Source organism: Methylocapsa polymorpha, assembly GCF_045689225.1.
Classification (GTDB): domain Bacteria; phylum Pseudomonadota; class Alphaproteobacteria; order Rhizobiales; family Beijerinckiaceae; genus Methylocapsa; species Methylocapsa polymorpha.
Map to the genome: position 1 here is coordinate 2,561,968 of NZ_CP136862.1, position 20,507 is coordinate 2,582,474.

General features: G+C 62.2%; 22 protein-coding genes. 19 read left to right on the plus strand and 3 right to left on the minus strand.

All coding sequences use genetic code 11. From position 1 onward, the window contains the following. Nucleotides 1-59: 59 nt before the first annotated feature. Together RZS28_RS11790 and alr are read right to left on the minus strand one after the other, a co-directional pair. Nucleotides 60-749, minus strand: coding sequence for an alpha/beta hydrolase (locus tag RZS28_RS11790; RefSeq protein WP_407337944.1), 690 nt, complete (start codon nt 747-749; stop codon nt 60-62). A gap of 56 nt (nt 750-805) precedes the next feature. Next, nucleotides 806-1,933, minus strand: a complete 1,128-nt coding sequence (gene alr / locus RZS28_RS11795) for an alanine racemase (protein WP_407337945.1) — start codon at nt 1,931-1,933, stop codon at nt 806-808. A 666-nt stretch (nt 1,934-2,599) separates the two neighbouring features. On the opposite strand from alr, the gene RZS28_RS11800 reads away from it, so the two are divergent. The 19 genes from RZS28_RS11800 (at nt 2,600) to RZS28_RS11890 (ending at nt 17,382) form a co-directional block, all read left to right on the plus strand. Next, on the plus strand, nt 2,600-3,979 hold the full coding sequence (locus RZS28_RS11800) for a sigma-54-dependent transcriptional regulator (protein WP_407337946.1): 1,380 nt from the start codon (nt 2,600-2,602) through the stop codon (nt 3,977-3,979). Next, on the plus strand, nt 3,966-4,817 hold the full coding sequence (locus tag RZS28_RS11805; RefSeq protein ID WP_407337947.1) for a GvpL/GvpF family gas vesicle protein: 852 nt from the start codon (nt 3,966-3,968) through the stop codon (nt 4,815-4,817). The genes RZS28_RS11800 and RZS28_RS11805 overlap by 14 nt, the downstream gene beginning before the upstream one ends. Before the next feature lie 35 nt (nt 4,818-4,852). Beyond that, complete coding sequence (locus tag RZS28_RS11810) at nt 4,853-6,340, plus strand: ATP-binding protein (protein WP_407337948.1); 1,488 nt, start codon at nt 4,853-4,855, stop codon at nt 6,338-6,340. 1 nt (nt 6,341) lies between these two features. Continuing rightward, on the plus strand, nt 6,342-6,749 hold the full coding sequence (locus tag RZS28_RS11815; protein WP_407337949.1) for a response regulator: 408 nt from the start codon (nt 6,342-6,344) through the stop codon (nt 6,747-6,749). A gap of 211 nt (nt 6,750-6,960) precedes the next feature. After that, a complete protein-coding gene (gene gvpA / locus RZS28_RS11820; protein WP_123176516.1) occupies nt 6,961-7,179 on the plus strand; it encodes a gas vesicle structural protein GvpA in 219 nt (72 codons plus the stop codon). An 82-nt stretch (nt 7,180-7,261) separates the two neighbouring features. Next, the gene (locus RZS28_RS11825) at nt 7,262-7,996 is read left to right on the plus strand and encodes a hypothetical protein (RefSeq protein ID WP_407337950.1); all 735 of its coding nucleotides are present in this window, start codon (nt 7,262-7,264) and stop codon (nt 7,994-7,996) included. 147 nt (nt 7,997-8,143) lie between these two features. Continuing rightward, entirely contained in the window at nt 8,144-9,181 is a 1,038-nt protein-coding gene (gene gvpN, locus RZS28_RS11830; protein WP_407337951.1) for a gas vesicle protein GvpN, read from the plus strand. Next, on the plus strand, nt 9,178-9,507 hold the full coding sequence (locus tag RZS28_RS11835) for a hypothetical protein (RefSeq protein WP_407337952.1): 330 nt from the start codon (nt 9,178-9,180) through the stop codon (nt 9,505-9,507). The genes gvpN and RZS28_RS11835 overlap by 4 nt, the downstream gene beginning before the upstream one ends. Nucleotides 9,508-9,644: 137 nt before the next feature. Then, entirely contained in the window at nt 9,645-10,013 is a 369-nt protein-coding gene (locus tag RZS28_RS11840) for a hypothetical protein (RefSeq protein ID WP_407337953.1), read from the plus strand. Nucleotides 10,014-10,150: 137 nt separating this feature from the next. Then, nucleotides 10,151-10,888 (plus strand): GvpL/GvpF family gas vesicle protein, encoded by a 738-nt coding sequence (locus RZS28_RS11845; RefSeq protein WP_407337954.1) that lies wholly within the window; start codon nt 10,151-10,153, stop codon nt 10,886-10,888. A gap of 191 nt (nt 10,889-11,079) precedes the next feature. After that, the gene (locus tag RZS28_RS11850) at nt 11,080-11,340 is read left to right on the plus strand and encodes a gas vesicle protein GvpG (protein WP_407337955.1); all 261 of its coding nucleotides are present in this window, start codon (nt 11,080-11,082) and stop codon (nt 11,338-11,340) included. Continuing rightward, nucleotides 11,324-11,935, plus strand: a complete 612-nt coding sequence (locus RZS28_RS11855; RefSeq protein ID WP_407337956.1) for a gas vesicle protein K — start codon at nt 11,324-11,326, stop codon at nt 11,933-11,935. The genes RZS28_RS11850 and RZS28_RS11855 overlap by 17 nt, the downstream gene beginning before the upstream one ends. Nucleotides 11,936-11,964: 29 nt before the next feature. Further along, the gene (locus RZS28_RS11860) at nt 11,965-12,288 is read left to right on the plus strand and encodes a gas vesicle protein (RefSeq protein WP_407337957.1); all 324 of its coding nucleotides are present in this window, start codon (nt 11,965-11,967) and stop codon (nt 12,286-12,288) included. Beyond that, complete coding sequence (locus tag RZS28_RS11865; RefSeq protein ID WP_407337958.1) at nt 12,281-12,799, plus strand: Hsp20/alpha crystallin family protein; 519 nt, start codon at nt 12,281-12,283, stop codon at nt 12,797-12,799. Before RZS28_RS11860 ends, RZS28_RS11865 begins: the two co-directional genes overlap by 8 nt. A gap of 42 nt (nt 12,800-12,841) precedes the next feature. After that, entirely contained in the window at nt 12,842-13,396 is a 555-nt protein-coding gene (locus RZS28_RS11870; protein ID WP_407337959.1) for a hypothetical protein, read from the plus strand. Between the two features lie 30 nt (nt 13,397-13,426). After that, nucleotides 13,427-15,619: a CDC48 family AAA ATPase gene (locus tag RZS28_RS11875; protein WP_407337960.1), complete on the plus strand. Its 2,193-nt coding sequence runs from the start codon at nt 13,427-13,429 to the stop codon at nt 15,617-15,619. 45 nt (nt 15,620-15,664) lie between these two features. Next, nucleotides 15,665-15,943, plus strand: coding sequence for a hypothetical protein (locus RZS28_RS11880; RefSeq protein WP_407337961.1), 279 nt, complete (start codon nt 15,665-15,667; stop codon nt 15,941-15,943). Between the two features lie 30 nt (nt 15,944-15,973). Beyond that, complete coding sequence (locus tag RZS28_RS11885; protein ID WP_407337962.1) at nt 15,974-16,357, plus strand: hypothetical protein; 384 nt, start codon at nt 15,974-15,976, stop codon at nt 16,355-16,357. Beyond that, nucleotides 16,354-17,382 carry an iron ABC transporter substrate-binding protein gene (locus RZS28_RS11890; protein ID WP_407337963.1) on the plus strand — a complete coding sequence of 343 codons (1,029 nt, stop codon included), beginning with the start codon at nt 16,354-16,356 and terminating at the stop codon, nt 17,380-17,382. The genes RZS28_RS11885 and RZS28_RS11890 overlap by 4 nt, the downstream gene beginning before the upstream one ends. A 134-nt stretch (nt 17,383-17,516) precedes the next feature. Here the strand turns inward: RZS28_RS11890 and fdhF are convergent, their stop codons facing one another. Next, the gene (gene fdhF / locus RZS28_RS11895) at nt 17,517-20,399 is read right to left on the minus strand and encodes a formate dehydrogenase subunit alpha (RefSeq protein WP_407337964.1); all 2,883 of its coding nucleotides are present in this window, start codon (nt 20,397-20,399) and stop codon (nt 17,517-17,519) included. Nucleotides 20,400-20,507: the final 108 nt, after the last annotated feature.

The following is a 20,507-nucleotide window of genomic DNA, read 5'->3' on the forward strand; positions in this document are numbered from 1 at the left end:
GCTACAGGCCGGCGCCGGGGGAGAGGATTGAATTCGACTTATGGCGCATGATCATCGCGCTACTCGTGGTCATGGTCGTGACCTTCTTTTTTGACCTTCGGCTTGATCAGCGCCTTGGCCAGAAATGACTCGCAGCCCATCACCCCGTCATCATCGATCAGATGCCCGACGCCTTTGCGGGACATGCTTTTGACCGGCACGTCCACAGCCTTCAAAGCCTCTTTCGTTTTGATCATGGCGTCGATCGATGCGACGGGATCGGCGTCGCCATGAATGAGCAGGATTTGCGGCTTGGCCGCTATCTCCGCGCTCGCCGCTTCGCCGGCGCTATATGTGCCTGAGAAGGCGACGACGCCGCCCATGGTTTTGGGGCGGCGCAGGCCGACATGGAGCGCGATATCCGCGCCTTGCGAGAAACCGACCAAGGCCAGATGACTGTCGTCGAGACGGCGCTTGGCCAGCATCTCATCCAGAAATGCGTTAAAGACCGCGGCGGCTTCCTTGATCCCGGCCTGGATTTCGTTCGTGCTTTTGCCTTCGGTTTCGAACCATTTCCGGCTATTCGGCTCTTTTCCAGGCAACGGCGCCTCGGCCAGCAGAAAATCGGCCTTGAGCAACGTCGGCTGCCAATTGATCGCGATGTCGATGAGTTTGGCGTCCGTCGCGCCCGGCTCATCGAGCAGCACGACAAGGTAGACCGGCTTGCCGCAGGACATGGCCGCGAGGCAGGGCCCCTCCTTGATTTCCATGCTCGTATCCTCAACAAACGCGGTTGCGGTCCTATATCATAGAGGCGCGCGGGCGTTCACAGCTTCTGATAGCGGCGATGACATCTTTGGCCGAGCCGCGTCAAAATCTCGTAGCCGCTGACCCCGGCCGCCGCCGCGAAATCATCGATCGTGATCGAGGGGCCAATCAATTCGACGATGTCGCCGCGCTCTATATAGCCGGAATCGCTGGTGTCGACCGCGACGAGATCCATGCCGACCCCGCCTATGTAGGGGCAGCGCTTGCCTTGCACGATCGCTGCGCCACCCGCGCCATTTTTGGTTTTGGTGAGGCTTTGCGGGATGCCGTCGGCGGTTCCCGCGCTGATGGTTGATATGCGCCTTGGCCCCCGCGCGGCCCATCCCTGATCTTCGCCGACACGCTCGCCAGGCTCCAGAATGCGCACTTGGATCACTTGCGATTCGAGCCGGACGACGGGCTTCATGGGATTGGGGCGTCCGGGCGTCGGATTGCCGCCATAGAGCGCATAGCCTGGCCGCACGACATCGTAGAGCGGATTGGCTTCGAGGAAGATCGCTCCTGAATTGGCGATCGAAGCGCGCGCTTTCGGCAATCTCATCCGCATGATTTCGAACTTTTCGATCTGCTTAGCGATCGCCTCCCCATGCTCGGCGCGGGCGAGTTGCGTCATGACGAGCGTCACATCGAAGAGATGCGAAAGATGGATACCATGCTCGAGATCGTAAGGCTTGAGGCCAAGTTGATTGAGGCCGGTTTCGAGGCGAAAGGCGGCGGGAAGCAATCCGCCTTCCGGCGTGCGCCGCCCCGTCACGGCGCAATATTGCCCCCAATCCTCGATCTCCGGCACCGAGCAAAGCACCGGCGCCAGATTGAAGTCGGCATAGAGCGGCGCGGTGTTAGGCCGCATTCCGTTCAACACGAAGATTGCGGCGTCGGGCGCGATCGCGCGGGCGGCGCGGCCCTCGAAAGCATGCGCGACGAAAAATGTTTTGCAGCCAGCCTCATAAAGCGCCTTGACGACGGGACCCAACCCCAGGCCGTAGGCGTCGGCCTTGACGACGGCGGCGCATTCGGCGTCGCCGCAGACGACCCGCAAGGTCTGCCAATTGGCCACGATCGCGGCGAGATCGACTGTTAGGATCGTACCAGCTTCGCTGGGAGTGACTTCCGTGGCGAGGTCCATTCTCGTCCGTAAATTTGCGCTTGCCGACAGGGCGGCCATTTACAGAGCAAAAAGTCTGCCGGTTTATTCGTGCGATCGCTCACGCCTGGCTGGACATCTTCAAAATCAATTCCGTCACTCCATTCCGGGACCAAATACATAGTCGATCGCCGCGTAATGCAGGCATCTCGTTTTTAAGCAGTCGGATGAATAAAACCATCGTCTATTCCCGCTTCAACCAAATTGCTGATTATAGAATGCTTCTACCCATGGCGGATACAGCGTAATTCGCTCATGCGCTCATAGGCCCGAAGCGAAACACTTTCAGAAAAGGCGCGCTCCACGCCTCAGGCTCCCTGGCCAAGGCCCGCTCACCTCCGTCCTGCGTGCGCGACAAGCTAAACCCTCGGCAATTTGAACCGCCGCGCTCATTGACGGATTGGCCGAGCGTCGTGAGCGGGGCGGCGGGCAATCGGCGGCGAACCGATTGACTTCAATCAAAGTAAATTTACGTGACTTATGATAACTATGGTAACATTATATTTGTAATCGGTAAGCTCGGGCTCAGTAGGCGTTCTTTAAAACAGCACTCTCTCTCAAAGATTGAAATATACTATTCGGTTATAATGGTAGTTGTATAGTTTTTAATTTTGTGTCGGGGAGGCCATTTTGACGCGCCAGCAACCCATGGTTCTCCTAGTTGACGACGATCGCGACATGCGATGGGCCATGCGGAATATCCTGGCGGATGCCGGGTTTGACGTGACGGAAGCCGAAGCTGGAGGAATAGGTCTCGAACTGGCCAGCCGTCGAACGCCGGCCGCGGTGCTTTTGGACATGCGGATGCCCGGGATCGCCGGCGAAGAGGTGCTGCGGCGCCTCAGGCGCCTCGATCCGGGCCTGCCCGTCATCATCGTCACCGCCCACGGGACGATCTCCGGAGCAGTCAGCGCAATCCGCGAGGGCGCTTTCGAATATGTCACCAAGCCATTCCGCAATGAGCATCTTGTTGAAACCGTGCGGCGGGCGGTCGCGCGGCGATCAGTCCCCCAACGCGCGGCTGCTGGCGGGATTCGCGCGGCGCTGACCGCAGCCATGGGACAAGGTCCCGCCATACAAACGCTGGCCGCCCAAGCCGAAGCCGTCGTCTCGACCGACTATTCCGTCATCATCAAGGGCGAGACCGGCGCGGGCAAGGAGGTTGTCGCCCGCAACTTGCACGAGCACGGCCCACGCGCAAATCGTCCGCTTGTCGTCATCGATTGCGGCGCCATCGCGGAGACTCTCACCGACAGCGAATTCTTCGGGCATGAAAAAGGCGCGTTCACTGGAGCCAACGAGCGCCGCCGCGGCTCATTCGAGTCCGCGGCCAATGGAGGGACGATCTTTCTCGACGAAGTCGGAAATCTTGCTTTGACCGGACAGAAAGCCCTTCTGCGAACGCTCGAGGATCACTCGATTCGCAGGGTTGGCGGCGCCGATCTGATCAATCTCGACGTGCGCGTCATCGCGGCCACCAACGACAATCTAAAGGAGCGCGCAAAGACTGGCGGTTTTCGCGAAGATCTCTACTTCCGCCTGACGGAATATGTCATTACGATTCCTCCGTTGCGCGCCCGGCCGGAGGACATCTCCTTCCTTGCGCACCGCTTTCTGAGGCAAGCGCGCGACGCGCTGGCGCGCCCGCCCATCGAAATTGAGCCAGCGGCTCTCGATCTGCTCCGGGCTTATCGATGGCCGGGGAACGTTCGAGAATTGCGCAATGTCATGCGGCGGGCGGCGCTTGCCGAGTCGCAGATGATCACCGTCGACCAACTAGCGGACAGTCTCGGCGGCGGCGCGATGGCCGCGCCTGCTCAGAAGCCTCTTGCCGGCGCTTCCTTGCGCCACCGAGTCCGTGACCAAGTCCGCGCGATCGAGCGCAATGCGCTCATGGCGGCGCTCGAACAGGCCAAGGGCAACAAGGCCGAGGCGGCTCGTCTCCTCGGCATCGACTACAAGACGTACCGCACAAAACTGAAAATGCTGGGGGAACGACAGGGGGCGGCCGCCGATGAGCCAAGTTGAACCGCTGCCGTCGGTCGGCTATGGACCTCGTTCGCCCGTCCTGGAAAGCGGAGAGGCGATTTGTCTTTTCGCGTTCGCCGAGCGTGCAGGCGCGCTCGGCCGCCTGCCTCCTGATGGGGCGCCCGAACATCGCCTCGCGCTGCATTTGGTAGGATCGGTCGCGGCCCTGATCGGCATTGTTCCAATTGAGGAATATTGCGGCGTCGACGCCGAGCGACATTTGACCGACGTCGCTTGGCTCGCTCCCCGCGTTCGCCGCCATGCCGAAGTCGTGGAATGGGCGATGCAGGGATCGCCGGTCTTTCCCGCCCCATTTGGCACCCTCTACATGAGCGTCAACAGTCTCAGCGCCTTTATGCGGGCGCATGAGACGACGATCGCTGACTTCCTCCACAAAGTCGCGGACAAGGAGGAATGGGAGCTGCGCGCGGGCGTCCAATTCGACAGTCCCGAGATTCTGGACGAACTGGCTTGCAGCGCGTGGCCGGAGTGGCGGGAGATGTCAAAGGGCGCCAGGTACTTACGGCTCTGTCGGGACCGCAATGCGCTGCTCGAATTTGGCCGCGCCGAGGCCGTTGCGCTCGTCAGCGATCTCGTCGCGGAGCTTCAGCCGTTGACGGCGGCCATTCGCCGACATGACCTCGGACGGCGCTCGGATTCGAGCGCGGCCGAGCCTGTCGCGCGTTGGGCCCTCCTCGTTCCCAAATCCGCCGTCGCCACGCTGCGCGAGCGTGTCCGGGTGGCGGCGGTTTGCGCTTCGCGCCGGCATGTTGCGGTCGCGTTGTCCGGCCCTTGGCCCCCGTTCAGTTTTCGGCCGGATCTGAACGCGCCGAATTAGGCGCAAGCCGGGAGAAACAGGGTTGGGCAAATAAAATGCTCCTCGCTACGCTCGACCATGAAAGCTTCTTTCATGCCGTCATGGCGACGATCCCGTCGTCGATCTTGATCCTCGACGAACGCTTAGCCGTGTTGACCGTCAATCATAATTTCCTTGAGAAATCCCGCGGCAGCTTAAGTTCGACGTTGGGCCGGCGGCTGCATGAAATCTTTCCCGCGGCGTTTCAGGATACTGCGCTCGACCAGCAGATCCGGGAGGTCATTGTCACCGAGAGAACCCTACACCGCCAGCGCATGACCTATCGCGCGCCGGGCGTTCCGTTGCGGATCTATTCCTACAGCATCTGTCCGTTGCAGCTTCGCGGCGGCTCGCGTGGGGCGATCCTGGTGATGGACGACGTGACCGATCTATTGCGGCTCGGCGAGGAAGTGCGCAGGACGCAGCTCCATCTCGCCAGCATTGTCGAGAGCGCCGGAGACCTCATCATTTCCACCGACCCGACAGGCGCCATCATGACCTGGAACACGGCGGCGGAGAAAGCCACTGGCTACACCCATGTCGAAATGCGCGGCACAAGGCTGGCGCATCATATCGAAGAGCCCCAGAATCTCGAGGTGGAAGCCTGCTTTCGTGGGATCGCCGAAATTGACGATCAGCATTCGGTCGAATGGCCGATGCGGTGCCGCAACGGCGACAGCATACCTGTGTCCTGGCGACTGTCGCGGATGACCGGCCACATTGGCGAGGTTACCGGCGTGGTGGTCGTCGGACGCAATCTGGTCGAGCAGCGCGCCATGGAGGCGCAGATGCACCAGGGCGAAAAGCTCGCCGCGCTCGGCATGGTCATCGGCGGGATCGCGCATGAAATCCGCAACCCATTGGGGGTCAGCTCCGCGGCGGCCCAGCTCATGAAGCACAGAATTACGTCGCCGGCTCTGCTTGAGGAGTGCATCGGCAAGGTCATTGGCGGCATAGACCGCGCCTCGCTCGTGGTCGAGAGCCTGCTGCGTTTCGCGAGGCCTGGGCCTATCACCGAGACGACGAAGGTTAATGTGGTCGACATGCTGAAGAACGCGCTGATGTTCGCCTCCGGCGAGGCCGCGGCCGGAACCACGGTAGACTGGAGGCTGCCGTCGTTGGATGATCCCCTCTATGCCGAAGGCGTGCAGAACCTGCTCGAGCTCGTCATTATCAATCTCATCCTCAACGCCTTCCAAGCCATGCCCAACGGCGGCCGGCTGACCATCGGCGTCTGGCGCGATAACGCGGAAGTCGTCATCGAGATCGGCGACACTGGGCCGGGGATACCGGTAGCTCATGTCTCCAAGATCTTCGATCCGTTCTTCACGACGCAATCCGACAGCCGCCGATCGGGACTCGGCCTATCGGTGTCGCATTCCATCGTGCGCCAACATGGCGGCAGCGTGGATGTCCGCACGTCCGGCTGCGGCACGAGTTTCGTCGTGCGCATTCCGATCGCGCGGGAAGCGGGCGGAGGCGTCGTAACCGAGGAGGCTTGCTGACTTGGCGTCGTTTGCAACCCTGCCCGCGCCGGAGACCGTCCTCGTCGTCGATGACGATCAGGATATGTGTTGGGTTCTTGAGATTGCCCTCGCCGGTCTGGGTTGCGCCGTGACGACTGTGGGCTCGGCGCAAAACGCGATCTCCTCGGTCGCCGGTCTCGATTTTCCGATCGCCTTTGTCGACGCCCGCCTGCCGGATATGGATGGCCTGCGGCTCATCGAGGAGCTGCGCAGGCTGCGGCCGGCAATGCGAATAATTATGATCTCTGGTTACTACCTCGAGGATGACATGCGCATATCGGAAGCGATGCGCGCCTGCGAGATCGACGGTTTTCTTGCAAAGCCGTTTCAAATCGACGCTGTGGCGGCTGCGGTGACAGGGAAGGGCAACGGGAAATACCGCCCATGACCCCGGGCGCGCCCGCCCGCATTTTGGGGAAGCAGCCGCGAACCGTCCATGGGGCTTTGCATCCAAGTGGTTGATATGACGAGTTCGATTTTGTTTTTTCGCTGACGCTGCCGATTGGCCCCGCCTTTGCGATCCATGTAGCAGCCGGAGGGTTTTCCGCCTGATCCGGCAAGGACACGAAGCGCTCAATGCCTTCAAAAGGAGAAGCTTCATGGCACGCGTACAGAAGTCCACCGACTCGTCGAGCCTCGCCGAAGTCGTCGATCGGATCCTCGACAAGGGCATCGTGATCGACGCTTGGGTCAAGGTTTCGCTGGTTGGTATCGAGCTGATCACGATCGAAGCTCGCGTCGTGGTGGCCTCCGTCGAGACCTACCTCAAATACGCCGAAGCGGTCGGCCTGACGGCCTCCGCCGCGGCGCCCGCGTAAGCGACATCTGCGGCCGCCGGGAGGGCGAGGCCCTCCCAGCTCACGCTCCCGGCGGCGACCGGTCTGAAACGGAGGATGAGACATGGCGAAAGTGGCGGAAGGCATAGCGCGCGTGGCCGATGGAATAGCAACAGGCCGGCGGCAACGCAGTGAATTGGCGGCGGAGATCAAAGTCGCGGCGCGAAATCGCCGCAGCGACGTCCGCTCATTCTTGGAGAGCCTGAAGGCGTCGCGCGGCCGGGTGAGTCGCGAGTGGACGGCGGAGATCAAGTCCGCGACAAGGACTCGCCACAGCAATGTCCATTCGTTGCTGGAGAGGTTGAAGGCGTCGCGCGGGAGAGCGAGTCGCGATCAGGCGGCGGAAGCCAAAAAGGCGGCTCGGGCGCGCCACAGCGAAGTTCACGCGTTGCTGCAGGGCTTGCAGGCCTCGCGCGGCAGAGCGAGCCGCGAGCATCAAAGGGAGGCGGCCGCCGTTAACAGCCGGCGGCAGGCCGACGTGAAGGCGCTTTTGAGCCAGTTCGAACGCGAGCAGGTTGCGTGCCGGAAGCATCGCCTAGAAGTCGAGGCGGCGCAGCGCGCCAAGGCGGCCGCCTTCATGCGGGATCTGACCAGCGGCGTTGCTGCGCTTCTTGACGGTTTCGACAAGGAAGATCGCGAACGCGCCGTCGCCATCCGCGGGCGGCTCGGGCTATGCGCAGGATCGGCGCGAGGCCGTCGCGATCTGGCGCGGCGCTCCCCTCCAGGGTCGGCAAGCGGCGGCGCAGACCGTTCAAGCGAGCCATCGGCCGGCGACCGAGCCGACGGCGGCCCACGCTGAAGCGCCTGCTCCAGCAACCCCGCCCGCCGAAGCGCATGAGGCCTCCGCCGCTGCGCCTGCGGCGGATGCGACGGCTCGCTCGAGCCGATCTCCCTTCGGCAATTTGGGCCATCGCGGCTCGAAAGACCGCCACGGAGGAGATTCGAAATGAGCGCTGTCGCGTTCGCAAGCGTCGGTCCGGCCGTTGATGAACCTGCCAACGGCGGCGACGACTCCATCGCATTGGGTCCGAGCAACGCCTTCGTGAGCTCTCCGGCGGTTCAGGACATCACGGAACGGGCTCTAGCCTATCTCGAGGCGGGCTACGCCGTGCATTTATCCGGGCCTCCAGGCACCGGGAAGACGACGCTCGCCTTCCATGTCGCGGCTCAGCTCGGCCGGCCTACCATCCTGATCCATGGCGATCATGAGTTCGGCAGTTCCGACCTGATCGGTCGCGAAAGCGGGTATCGCAAGTCGCGCCTCGTCGACAATTACATCGCCTCGGTGGTCAAGCTCGAGGAGGAGGGGCGCGCGCTCTGGATCGACAACCGCATCACAACAGCTTGTCGGCTTGGACATTCGATCATTTACGACGAATTCAATCGCAGCAAGCCGGAAGCCAACAACCCGTTCCTAAGCATTTTATCGGAAGGGGTTCTCAACATTCCCAGGTTGCACGGTCGAGGCGAAGGCTACGTCAACGTTCATCCGCGGTTTCGAGCCATCTTCACCTCGAACCCGGCCGAGTACGCAGGCGTCTACCGCGCCCAGGACGCTTTGCTCGATCGCATGATCACGCTTCATCTCGGTCATTACGACCGCGACACTGAAATCGCGATAACGACGAGCAAATCCGGGATCGATCCGGCGCGCGCCGCGCGGGTCGTCGATGTGGTGAGGCAGTGCCGCTCCGAGGGAGAGGATCCGCATTATCCCACCCTGCGGGCGTCGATCGCCATCGCCCGCGTGCTTGCTGCGCGCGGCGGCGAAGCGAGCCTCAGCAATCCCGTCTTCCTCTGGGCCTGCCGGGACATTCTCAGCCAGACGTCGCCGAACGGAAAGAGCGACCGCGCGGTCTCGCCTGCCTTTATCGATCTTCTCCTCCGCCGCTTCGAAGGCGAGGGCGGCGGCGATGGGGCGGCGGCGCGATCGGGCCGGCGCCCGGAACGTCAGGCGGCTCCGCGATCAAAAGGAGGAAAATGACGATGTCGGCGCATGGACGCCCATTAAGGGGACTTGCCGATTTGCGAACGCTGACCGGCCGCTCGGACACGCAGATTCCCGCCCACAAGGCCTATCTGCGGATCAGCTTTCTCGAGTTGGAGAAGGCCCGGCGGATGCAAGAGATACGCACGGCAAACGATCGTTTCGCCGTCGTTAACGCCCGCTTTCGTGAGATCGACGCCGAAATCGCCGACATTCTCGCGAGCTTGAACGGCACAGCGCCGCGCGCTCATGCGCTCGAAGCACCGCACCGATCAGCAGTGGGGCTTCGGCCAGTGAAGCGACAATTTCAGATCTCCTACTGAGGCGCCAACGCAGCGCTTCAGCTGAGCAGATCAGATCGCGCGTTCCTGTTGGCTGCAACAAAACTGTTGCTTCAAACGTTTATGCTTATTCGTCAGACAACATCCAGCCGGACGCTCGATTCAGGGAGACACATCGAATGTTACCGAAGAGTCAACACACGGAGCATCATCAAAAGGCGACAACCCCTAAGGCGCCGCCACCGTCGCTGAAGCCGGAGGTCGCGCCGGCCCCTCTCGGCAGGATCTCGGCGGCGCGGGCCGCAGTGCAGCAGTTCCTCGCGACAGAGTTGGGCGCACGCGAAATCCGCATCACTAAGATCGCCCCTCTCAACCACGGCTCGGAGGGTTGGTCAGCGGAAGCGGAGATACTCGTGCCGAATCTCGAGGTCAAGATGCTCGGCCTGCCGCTAACGCAAGAAGTTCTCGAACTTGAACACTACATTGTCGAACTCGAAACGGACCTGACCGTCAGGTCCTATGGGCACCTCGGCGCGGATAACGACTAGAGCATGATCGTTTCGCTTTGAAACGATCATGCTCCTTTTTTAGCCTGCCACGCGCTGATCTGAGACGCGTTCGTCGATTCGCAGATCCGGCGCCCGATTGCGCGTCGGCGCCGGCTTAGCCCGCGGGAGATTGGTTCATGGGCCTTTACGTCTACGCAGTCGGCAGGACCGGCGACGGCGAGTTGCCGCCGCTGCAAGGCGTCTTTGACAACCCCGCCTATCGGCTTGAGTTGGAGCCGCTTTGCGCGATCGTGAGCGAATGCCCAAGCGACACAGTCCGCGCCGAACGTCGGCACATCGCCGCAGCGCAACGCGTGCTCGCCGCTCTCAACGCGAAGTTCGATCTCTTGCCGATGGCCTTCGGCACAGTGACGAGGTCGGAGGGCGACCTCCGCCGTTTCCTCGACGATAACCGCGAAACGCTGACGTCGCAGCTGCAGCGGGTCTCAGGCTCGATCGAAATGAGCTTGCGCTTGAGCCTCGAAGTTCCCGACCCGATCGCCTATCTCGTCGAGCGGACGCCGGCGCTGCAGGCGGCGCGGGAGCGGACCTTCCGCAGCCGCCGAACGCCCTCCTACGACGATAAGATCCGGCTCGGCCAGTTGTTCGACGAAGCCTTGCGCAAATATCGCGAGGCGCGCACCGCGCAGGTCCTGGCCGTCATCGGCGCTTCCTGCGCCGAAGTCATCGCCTTGCCGGTTCGCCAGGAAAAGGAAATCGCCAATCTCGCGGCCCTTGTATCCCGCTCGGGTCTCGAGCAGTTCGAAGCCGCAGTCGAAGCTTCGGCGGCGCAGATCGACGAAGACATCGCTTTCAACATCGGCGGTCCCTGGCCGCCGCATAATTTTGTGCAATTCGATCCAAGCGAGGCGTAGAGAGCTGTTGCTGGCGTCGATCCGCGGAGAGAACGAGGCCATGTTCATCATAGACGACCTGCTTGCGGCGCCGCTGCGCGGCGTCGCTTTCGTTCTCAGGCGGATCCTGACCGTTAGACATGGCAGCACGGTTCGAACCGACGAACCGAGACAACGCGCATGGACGCCATCCATCGCCAAAGGAGTTAGTCATGTTCATCATCGACGATCTGTTGGCGGCGCCGGCGCGCGGCCTGATGTTTGTTCTGAAGAAGATCGACGAGGCGGTCCAACAGGAGCTCGAGGCGGAGGAGAGGGCGATCATGGCTGATCTAACGGCGCTTCACCGCGGGCTCGACAGCGGAGCTATTACGGAAGAGCAGTTCGACGCGCGCGAACAAGATCTGCTTGGCCGGCTTGATCGCCTGCACGGGGAGGACGGCGGCGATGCCCGCAATGATGCTCGCTCCTGATTACGGTCCCGCCAACGCAGGGCGGCCGCACGGCGAGCATTTGTCCTTGGCGGACGCGCTCGACCGGATCCTCCATCGCGGAGTCTCGCTGCAAGGCAACCTGACCATTGGCCTCGCGGACGTCGATCTGTTGTTCCTTGATCTCCGATTGCTGCTTGGCTCCGTCGACGCGATCTGGCCGGACGGCCGTCCGCCTGTCCCTGTGGCCCGACCACACACGCCATCTTCGCCTTCGCCGCCGCCGTCCGAGACGCCGCCTGAGGCCCACCCCAACGTCCGGTTTCTCGAGGCGGCGACAGAAAGAGCCATCGCCAGCCCGCGGAACGGCGTGAAGAGCGATCGAAGCGAGCCCGGTTCATCGACGGCGCAGGGCCTGGTTAGGCTTGTTCTTACCCTCGTGAAACTGCTTCATGAAGTGCTCGAACGGCAGGCCGTGCGGCGGATGGAGGCGGGACGGCTCACGGAGGCGCAGATCGAGAATGTAGGAGCGGCGCTTTTCGCTCAGGCGGACGAGATCTTGCGCCTGCAGCGGCAATTCGGCTTCTCCGACAAGGATCTTTCCCTCGATCTCGGCGTCCCTGAAGGGGCGCTGTGAAAGGCCTCGCCATGCCATCCGCCCAGTCCATGTCCCATTCCTTAGAGAGCACGAACCTTGCCGATCTGCTCGAGCGCATTCTCGACAAAGGAGTCGTTATCGCCGGCGACATTTCGATCAAGCTGGTCGAGGTCGAGCTTTTGACCATTCAGCTGCGCCTGGTGATCTGCTCCGTCGACAAGGCGCGAGAGTTGGGCCTCGACTGGTGGAACCACAATGGATCGTCGCATAGCCTGGCGCCTGCGCAAGGCGCGGCGCTGGCGGCGATGGATGAGCGATTGGGCCGGATCGAGCAGGCGCTTGGCGCCGTCGCCTCGGCGCCCTTCGAGGATGGGAGTAAGGCTCATGAGTAAGGACGATCCGAGAGACAAGGATGACGTCACAGGCGCGGCGGGTTTTGAGAAGATAGCGCGCGGCCTTTCCGATCTCTTCAATGTGCTTGCCGATTTCGACCAGCTTCCGCGGCGCGGCCGGCATGAGAAAGACGGCAGGGTGATGGAATATTCGTTCGGCACGCGCACCCTGCGTGAGGCGGCCGGGGAACACGAACCCCCTGAAGAGGCGCCCGCGCGTCGCGAAACGCCGCCGCGACGGGAGGCCAAACGGAGTTCGATCGAGGTCCTCGAACCCGTAACAGACATGTTCGACGAACCAACCGAGGTTGTGTTGCTCTTTGAGTTGCCTGGCGTCGAGCGCAAGGATATCCGCTGCGTCCTCGACGGCGACATATTGCTGCTTGAGGCGAAGACCGGCGAGCGGCTCTACCGCAAGGAGACTCTCATCGAGGACAAGCTCGCCGGCGGGGCGCCGCATCTCAACCTCCGCAACGGCGTTCTCGAGGTCAGACTGAGCAAGCAAACGTGACGACCGCGCTCGCGCGGCGCTTTGAATCGAGCAGACTGCGAAATGGCGCGATTGATCTACGTTCCAGTGATCCACAGCACGGAGGAGATGGGCTCCGCGGCGACAGCCTATAAGGCCGCCTTCGTCGCCCGCCATGGCGAGCGCAAATGGGCGGAGAGATCGGCCGAGTTCGACTCCATTTGGCGCGGCATCGCGAACGCCATCAAGGCGCTCGGGCTCGATTTCAAGCGCATCAATCTGTACCAGGACAGCCTGCCTGTCTGCGGTCGGGAGAGCGAGTTGGTCCATGACCTGGCCGTCCAAGGCAGCCGCAATCATCAGCTCCTGCAAAGCCTCATGCGCGTCGGCGCTAAGCTCGTCGGCACCGAATCGCCAGCTCTGCTTCTCGACGAATACAAGCTCCTTCATTCGCCCGAACGTACCGAGGCGCAAGCAGCCGCTCTGCTCGAGGCGCGAGACCGGTTCATCGCCGACCGAATCGACGCGACGCTCGGCGAAGAGAGGGACGGAATCCTTTTCATGGGGGCCTTGCATAAGGTCGCGAAATTTCTGCCTCAGCGCATCAAGGTCGAATATTTGGCGGTTCGCAGCCAATGACGACCTCAACGACGGCAAGTGGAGAGTCCCATGGCCCGCGAAGCACCAGAAGACGGCGAGAAGCTGCGCCTGACGGTTGTCGAAGCCCGGCGTGATGACGTCGGACGCGGCGTCGCCCGGATCGATCCCGAAACGCTGCGGCAGATCGGCGCTTCGCCTGGCGACGTCCTGGAGATCGAAGGCCGCGCCAAGACCGTCGCCAAAGCGATGCCCACGTTCAAGGAGCAGCGAGGGCAGCAAGTTATTCAGCTTGACGGCGTCGGCCGCACCAACGCCGGTGTGGCGCTTGGCCAAAAGGCCGCGATCCGCAAGGTTGCTTATGCGATAGCCCGACGCGTGGTCGTAGCTCCGCTCGGCGCGGGGGCCCTGCATGAGGACGAGATTGAGCATACCGCGCGCCGCCTCGATGGGCTCGCCGTAAAGACCGGCGACCGCGTCCGGATCGCCTTATTTGGCGGGAGCCATCGCGATTTCAACGTGGTTCGGACGGAGCCCGACGGCCCGGTGATGATTCATCCCGACACCTTGCTCGCCGTCGAGAGCGCCCGCGGCGGCGCGGCGAGTCAGGCCGCGTCCGAATCCGAGGACATCGTCACCTATGACGATCTCGGCGGGATGGAGCGCGAAGTCGCGAAGATTCGCGAGATGATCGAGCTGCCGCTCACGCACCCAGAAGTTTTCGAGCGTCTGGGCATGAGGCCGCCGAAGGGCGTCCTGCTGTATGGCCTGCCCGGCTGCGGCAAGACGCTGCTCGCGCGCGCGGTGGCGCATGAGTCCGACGCGGCGTTCATCTATGTCAGCGGACCGGAGATCATTCAGAAATTTTACGGCGAGAGCGAAGCGCAGCTCCGCAAGATTTTCGACGACGCGCGGCGGCGCGCGCCCTGCATCATCTTCTTCGATGAGATCGATTCACTCGCCCCTAAGCGGGAACGCGTCGAAGGCGAGGTGGAGAAGCGCGTCGTCGCTCAGCTTCTCGCTCTGATGGATGGATTGAAGAGCCGCGGCGACGTCATCGTGATGGCGGCGACGAACCGGCCTAACAGCATTGATCCAGCTTTGCGAAGGCCCGGCCGTTTCGATCGCGAGATCTCTATCGGCATCCCCAATGAGCACGCCCGCCGCGAGATTTTGGAGATTTACGCACGCGGCATGCCGCTGGGCGAAGACGTCGATCTCGCCGACTTGTCCGAGACGACGCATGGATTTACAGGCGCCGATCTGAACGCCCTTTGTCGAGAAGGCGCCATGGCGGCGTTGCGTCGCCAGCTTCCGGAGCTGGCGCTCGGCTCAGGACCCATTCCCTACGAGGCGCTCATGGCCATGGAGGTTCGAATGGCCGATTTCAGAGAGGCGCTCACCGAGGTGGCGCCCTCAGGGCTGCGCGAAGTCGCCGTCGAAGTGCCGAATGTGCGATGGGATGATGTAGGCGGGCTCGAGCCGATCAAGGCCACTTTGAAGGAAGCCATCGCCTGGCCCTTGAGCCAACCGCTTCTTTTCGAGCAGATCGGGCTGCAGCCGCCGCGCGGCATCCTGCTCTATGGTCCGCCGGGAAACGGCAAGACGCTCCTGGTGAAGGCTCTTGCGTCCCAGAGCAATCTCAACTTCATTTCCGTCAAGGGGCCCGAGCTTTTGTCGAAATATGTCGGCGAGTCGGAGCAAGGCGTGCGCGAGCTCTTCGCGCGGGCCCGTCATGCGGCGCCTTGCATTATCTTTTTGGATGAGATTGACGCCCTGGCGCCCAAAAGGGGATTCGACGGCCGCTCACCGGTGACCGACCGAGTCGTCAGTCAGTTGCTCACTGAGCTCGATGGCGTCGAAGCGCTCAGGGACGTCTGGGTGATCGCTGCGACCAATCGGCTGGACATGATCGACGAAGCGCTCCTGCGCCCCGGCAGGCTCGATTTCCACCTAGAGGTGACGCGGCCGGACCGCGCCGCGCGCGCCGAGATTCTGGGGGTGCATCTGCGTAAGAGGCCAATGGACGAGAGGGTTGATCTCGCGGCCCTGGCGGATCTGACGGAGGGCATGTCGGCTGCTGAGGTCCGCTTCGTCTGCGATCGCGCCGCCATGAATGCAATCCGTCGCGTCTTTCCTTCGTCGAGCGCAGAATTGGTCGACATAGGCGCGCTGCGCATTGAGCAGCGTGATTTCGACGACGCGTTCGCGGCGCAGGCTTCCGCCGCCGGATCGACGACGGCGCCGCAGCCGGTTCTCTTTTAGGGCCGCCCGATTTCGACGGCATATGATGGCGAAAGGAGAAATGACATGCAATTTGAACAATCAGCGTCACGCGGCTCGATTTTCCAAGAGCACCAATCGGACGTGATCATTCAGAGTCTCGATCATCTATTGATCATGGCGCAGCGCTACCGCAGCGAAGGCAATCTGCGGCAGGCGATGGACATTTACTGGACGTTGTCGGAAGATCATTCGGACACGGCGCAAGGGCAGGGGGCGCAAGACAAACTGCTGGAGCTGGCTGGCGTGTATGAACGCGATGGCTACCGGCATCAGGCGCGCGCCGTCTATGAGCGTCTGTTGTGATGCTCATGTTTGCTGTCGAGTAGGATAGTCGTGCGGCTTTGCTGCACGACGGCGCAGCAGGAGACGCCCACCGCGGCGCGATCCGCTGGGCGGTCATCATTTCTGCTTTCGCGGGCGCGCGGCGATCTCTTGAAAGTGATCTGGCATGACGGCCAGGGCGCGTGCCTGTTCAGGTCCGACAACGAACTCTACCGGATCGCGCCAGGGTCCGAGAACGTCGGTGCGAGCTATATCGTCGGCGGCAGCCCGAACCAGATCCGCGTCGAGCCGGACCCGGAGCGGCTGTCGCGCCACGTTGCCGTCATTCAATATAATATACTATATTGGTGCGACCAAGGCGAAGATCCGACGAACTGGATTCGTCACGCTTCGGTTTTGCTGTCGTCGCGTGCGGCTTCGGGAGAATTGACGTGATCCCTGCAAGAAAGGTCCTGATTGCGGCGGCTCTTGTCGCGCTTTCGCTATTTGCGCCGCCGGCGCTTTCTGAGCCTCCGACGCCTCCACCCGCCCAGAAATTCATTGACGCGGTGGGACGCAGCGTCGATTTGCCCGCGCATGTCGAACGCGTGATTCCAGCAGGGCCGCCTGCTGTCGTCCTCGTCTATGCGCTTGCGCCGGAAAAGCTCCTCGGGCTTCTCGAGTCGTGGACCGAGTCGCGACGAGCTTTCGTGCCGGAAGCCTATCGCGGTCTGCCCGTCCTGCCGCGCCTGACGCGGGCGCCGAGCGACGCGGATCTTGCGCTCTTGCGCGGCCAAACGGCCGATCTCATCGTCGATTACGGAGATATCGGCAAGGCTTATGCCGCCTCCGCTGAGCGGGCGCAGGCGGCGCTCGGCGTTCCCAGCATCTTGCTCGAGGGGCGCATGGCAGAAACGCCTGAGGTTTTGCACAGCCTTGGCGTCATTCTCGAAAAAAAAGAACGAGGCGACGAGCTGGCGGCCCTTGCTGAGCATGTCCTCGAGCGGTTGCATCCGGCGTCAAGCATCGATCCGGAGCGCCGCGTCGCCGTCTATCTCGGGCGCGGCCCGGAAGGGCTGCTCGCCGTCCGGCCTGGCGGACTGCTAAGCGAGCCGATCGAGGCGGCGGGCGGGCGCAATGTGACGCCGGAAGGGCCCGGCGCCTTCGCCCAATTGAACGTCGCGGAGGCCGCCGCGCTTCATCCTGCCGTCGTGATCCTGGAGGACCCGTCCGCGGCGGATGGGCCGCTATCGAAGGCTCTCGATCCAAAGACGGTCATTTTGGTCGATCGCGGCGGTCCATTCGGCAGCATGGAGGCGCCGCCGTCGATCAATCGTCTCATTGGCGCATTGGCCTTAGCGGCGATTCTCCATCCGGATCTCGCGCCTCCGGACCCGCGCTTCATGCGCGCGCTGCGAGAAAACTTCTTCGGCCCTTTGCCTAAGGAAGCGCCTCTCGATCCGCTGGAGAGAGCGCGCTGAAGCCGCCAGCATTCTACAAGGTGACCTATAACCCGGCTTTCGGTCAGCTTTTTTCAAGGCGCTTCTCTCCCCATCGCAGCTTACGAGACCAATCCGCGTAAATGACCCAACCCCTTCGCGAGGAGCGCCTCGGTCTATTCGGCGGCGTCGACGACCCGCACGGCGACGCGCCGGCTGCTTTCCGCCATCTCACGATACTGCTCCTGCCATTCGGTCGGGCCATTTGAAGGCGAAACCTGCACGGCCGTCACCTTATATTCGGGACAGTTTGTCGCCCAGTCCGAATTGTCGGTGGTGATGACATTGGTTTGGCATAAAGGGTGGTGGAATGTGGTGTAGACGATGCCCGGCGCCACGCGGTCAGTGATTTTCGCGTGCAGGGTTGTCTCGCCGGCGCGGCTTTGCACGCGCACCCAGTCGCCGTCGCGGACCCCGCGCTGCTCGGCGTCGTGTGGATGAATTTCCAGAACGTCCTCCGGATGCCACTGGCTGTTCTCCGTGCGCCTTGTCTGTGCGCCGACGTTATATTGCGACAGGATGCGGCCTGTGGTGAGCAATAGCGGGAAGCGCGGTCCCGTGCGTTCATCCGTCGGCACATATTCGGTGATGACGAACTTGCCTTTGCCGCGCGCAAAGCCATCGATGTGCATGACGGGCATCCCGTCCGGCGAAGCGTCATTGCAGGGCCATTGCACAGAGCCCACTTCGTCGAGCTTTTGGTAGGAGACATGGGCGAAGGCGGGCGTCAGCCGCGCGATCTCATCCATGATCTCGCTTGGATGCGCATAGGTCCAAGTGCGGCCAAGCGCGTTCGCCAAGAGCTGCGTCACCTCCCAATCCGCGTAACCGGCCTTGGGGCTCATGACGCGCCGCACCCGCTGAACGCGGCGCTCTGCATTGATGAAAGTCCCGTCCTTTTCGAGAAAGCTCGCGCCGGGAAGAAATACATGGGCGTAGTTCGCTGTCTCATTGAGAAAGAGGTCTTGGACAACGAGGCATTCCAAGGCGCCGAGCCCCGCCGAAACATGCTTGATGTCAGGATCGGATTGCAAAATATCTTCGCCCTGGACATAGAGGCCCTTGAACTCGCCATCCACGGCGGCGTCGAACATGTTGGGGATGCGTAGCCCCGGCTCATGGTCAAGCTTTGCGCCCCAGGCTTCCTCGAAGGCGTGACGGACCGCGTCATTGGAGACATGGCGATAGCCGGGGAACTCATGCGGGAAGGAGCCCATGTCGCAGGAGCCCTGCACATTGTTCTGTCCGCGCAAGGGGTTCACGCCGACGCCGCGGCGTCCGAGATTGCCGGTCGCCATGGCGAGATTGGCGATGGCCATAACCGTCGTCGATCCCTGGCTGTGCTCGGTGACGCCAAGGCCGTAGTAAATCGTCGCCTTGCCGCCGGTCGCATAGAGGCGCGCTGCGCCGCGGACGAGATCGGCGGGAACGCCGGTATATTTCTCGACGGCTTCAGGGCTGTTGCGCTCTTCGGCCACGAAAGCCGCCCAGTCCTGAAACTCGTCCAGATCGCAGCGTTCGCGAACGAAGGAGTCATTCACAAGGCCTTCGGTGACAACGACATGCGCCAGCGCCGTGACGACCGCCACATTGGTTCCGGGCCTGAGCGCAAGGTGAAATTCCGCCTCGACATGCGGCGTGCGCACCAACTCTGTGCGTCGCGGGTCGACGACGATGAGTTTCGCGCCGTCGCGCAGCCGCTTCTTGATTTGCGATCCAACCACAGGATGGGCGTCGGTCGGATTGCAGCCAATGACAAGGATGACGTCGGCTTCCTTCACCGAGTCGAAATCTTGGGTGCCTGCCGACGTGCCGAAAGCCTGGCTTAGCCCATAGCCGGTCGGCGAGTGGCAAACTCTCGCGCAAGTGTCGACATTATTATTGCAGAAGCCGCTGCGGATCAGCTTTTGCACGAGATAGGTCTCTTCGCATGTGCAACGGGACGACGTTATGCCGCCGACGGCGAGCCGCCCATATTTCGCCTGTATGCGTTTGAACTCAGAAGCCGCATGCGCAATGGCTTCCTCCCAGGTCACTTCGCGCCATGGATCGGTGATCTTTTCGCGGATCATCGGGCTCAGCACGCGGTCGCGGTGGAGGGCGTAGCCATAGGCGAACCGACCTTTGATGCAACTATGTCCTTGGTTCGCCTTACCGTCTTTCCATGGAACCATGCGGACCACTTCCTCGCCGCGCATCTCGGCCTTGAAGGCGCAGCCGACGCCGCAATAGGCGCAGGTGGTCACGGCGGAATGTTCCGGCTGGCCGATTGCGATCACCGAATTTTCGACCAGCGTCGCGGTTGGGCAGGCTTGGACGCAAGCGCCGCAGGAGACGCATTCCGACTCCATGAACATTTCGCCCACGCCAGGCGACACCCGGCTGTCGAAGCCGCGCCCCTCGATCGTCAGCGCGAAGGTTCCCTGCACTTCCTGACAGGCGCGGACGCATCGATTGCAGACAATGCATTTCGAGGGGTCATAGGTGAAATAAGGGTTCGACTCGTCCTTCGGCTTCCATTCGTCGTTGGGCCGGCCATTGTGGCGTGCGAAGACGTGGTTCTTGCCTTCATAGCCATAGCGCACATTGCGGAGGCTGACGGCGCCGGCCATTTTTTGCAATTCGCAGTCGCCGTTCGATGCGCAGGTGAGGCAATCGAGCGGATGATCGGAGATGTAAAGCTCGATGACGCCGCGTCGGATCGCATCGAGACGCGGCGTGAATGTCTTGACGGACATTCCCTGCGCTACCGGCGTGGTGCAGGATGCGGGAAAGCCATTGCGCCCCTCGATTTCGACAAGGCAAAGGCGGCAGGAGCCGAAGGAGTTCATGTTGTCGGTCGCGCAGAGCTTTGGAATCTCGACGCCGAGATGCATCGCCGCGCGCATGATCGACGTGCCTTCAGGAACGCAAATCTCTCTTCCGTCGATCGTAAGGGTCACTTCCGTTTCGGACTTGGAGGCGGGCGTGCCGTAGTCGATTTCCCTGATGAGCGACATAATAACGATCCCTTGTTCGTCCAGCATGGGCCGCTGATGTTGCGATTTTACGACGTCGAATTTGCGGAGGCAGACGAATATCTCTCCGGCGTCGCCCGAAGAGGCGCG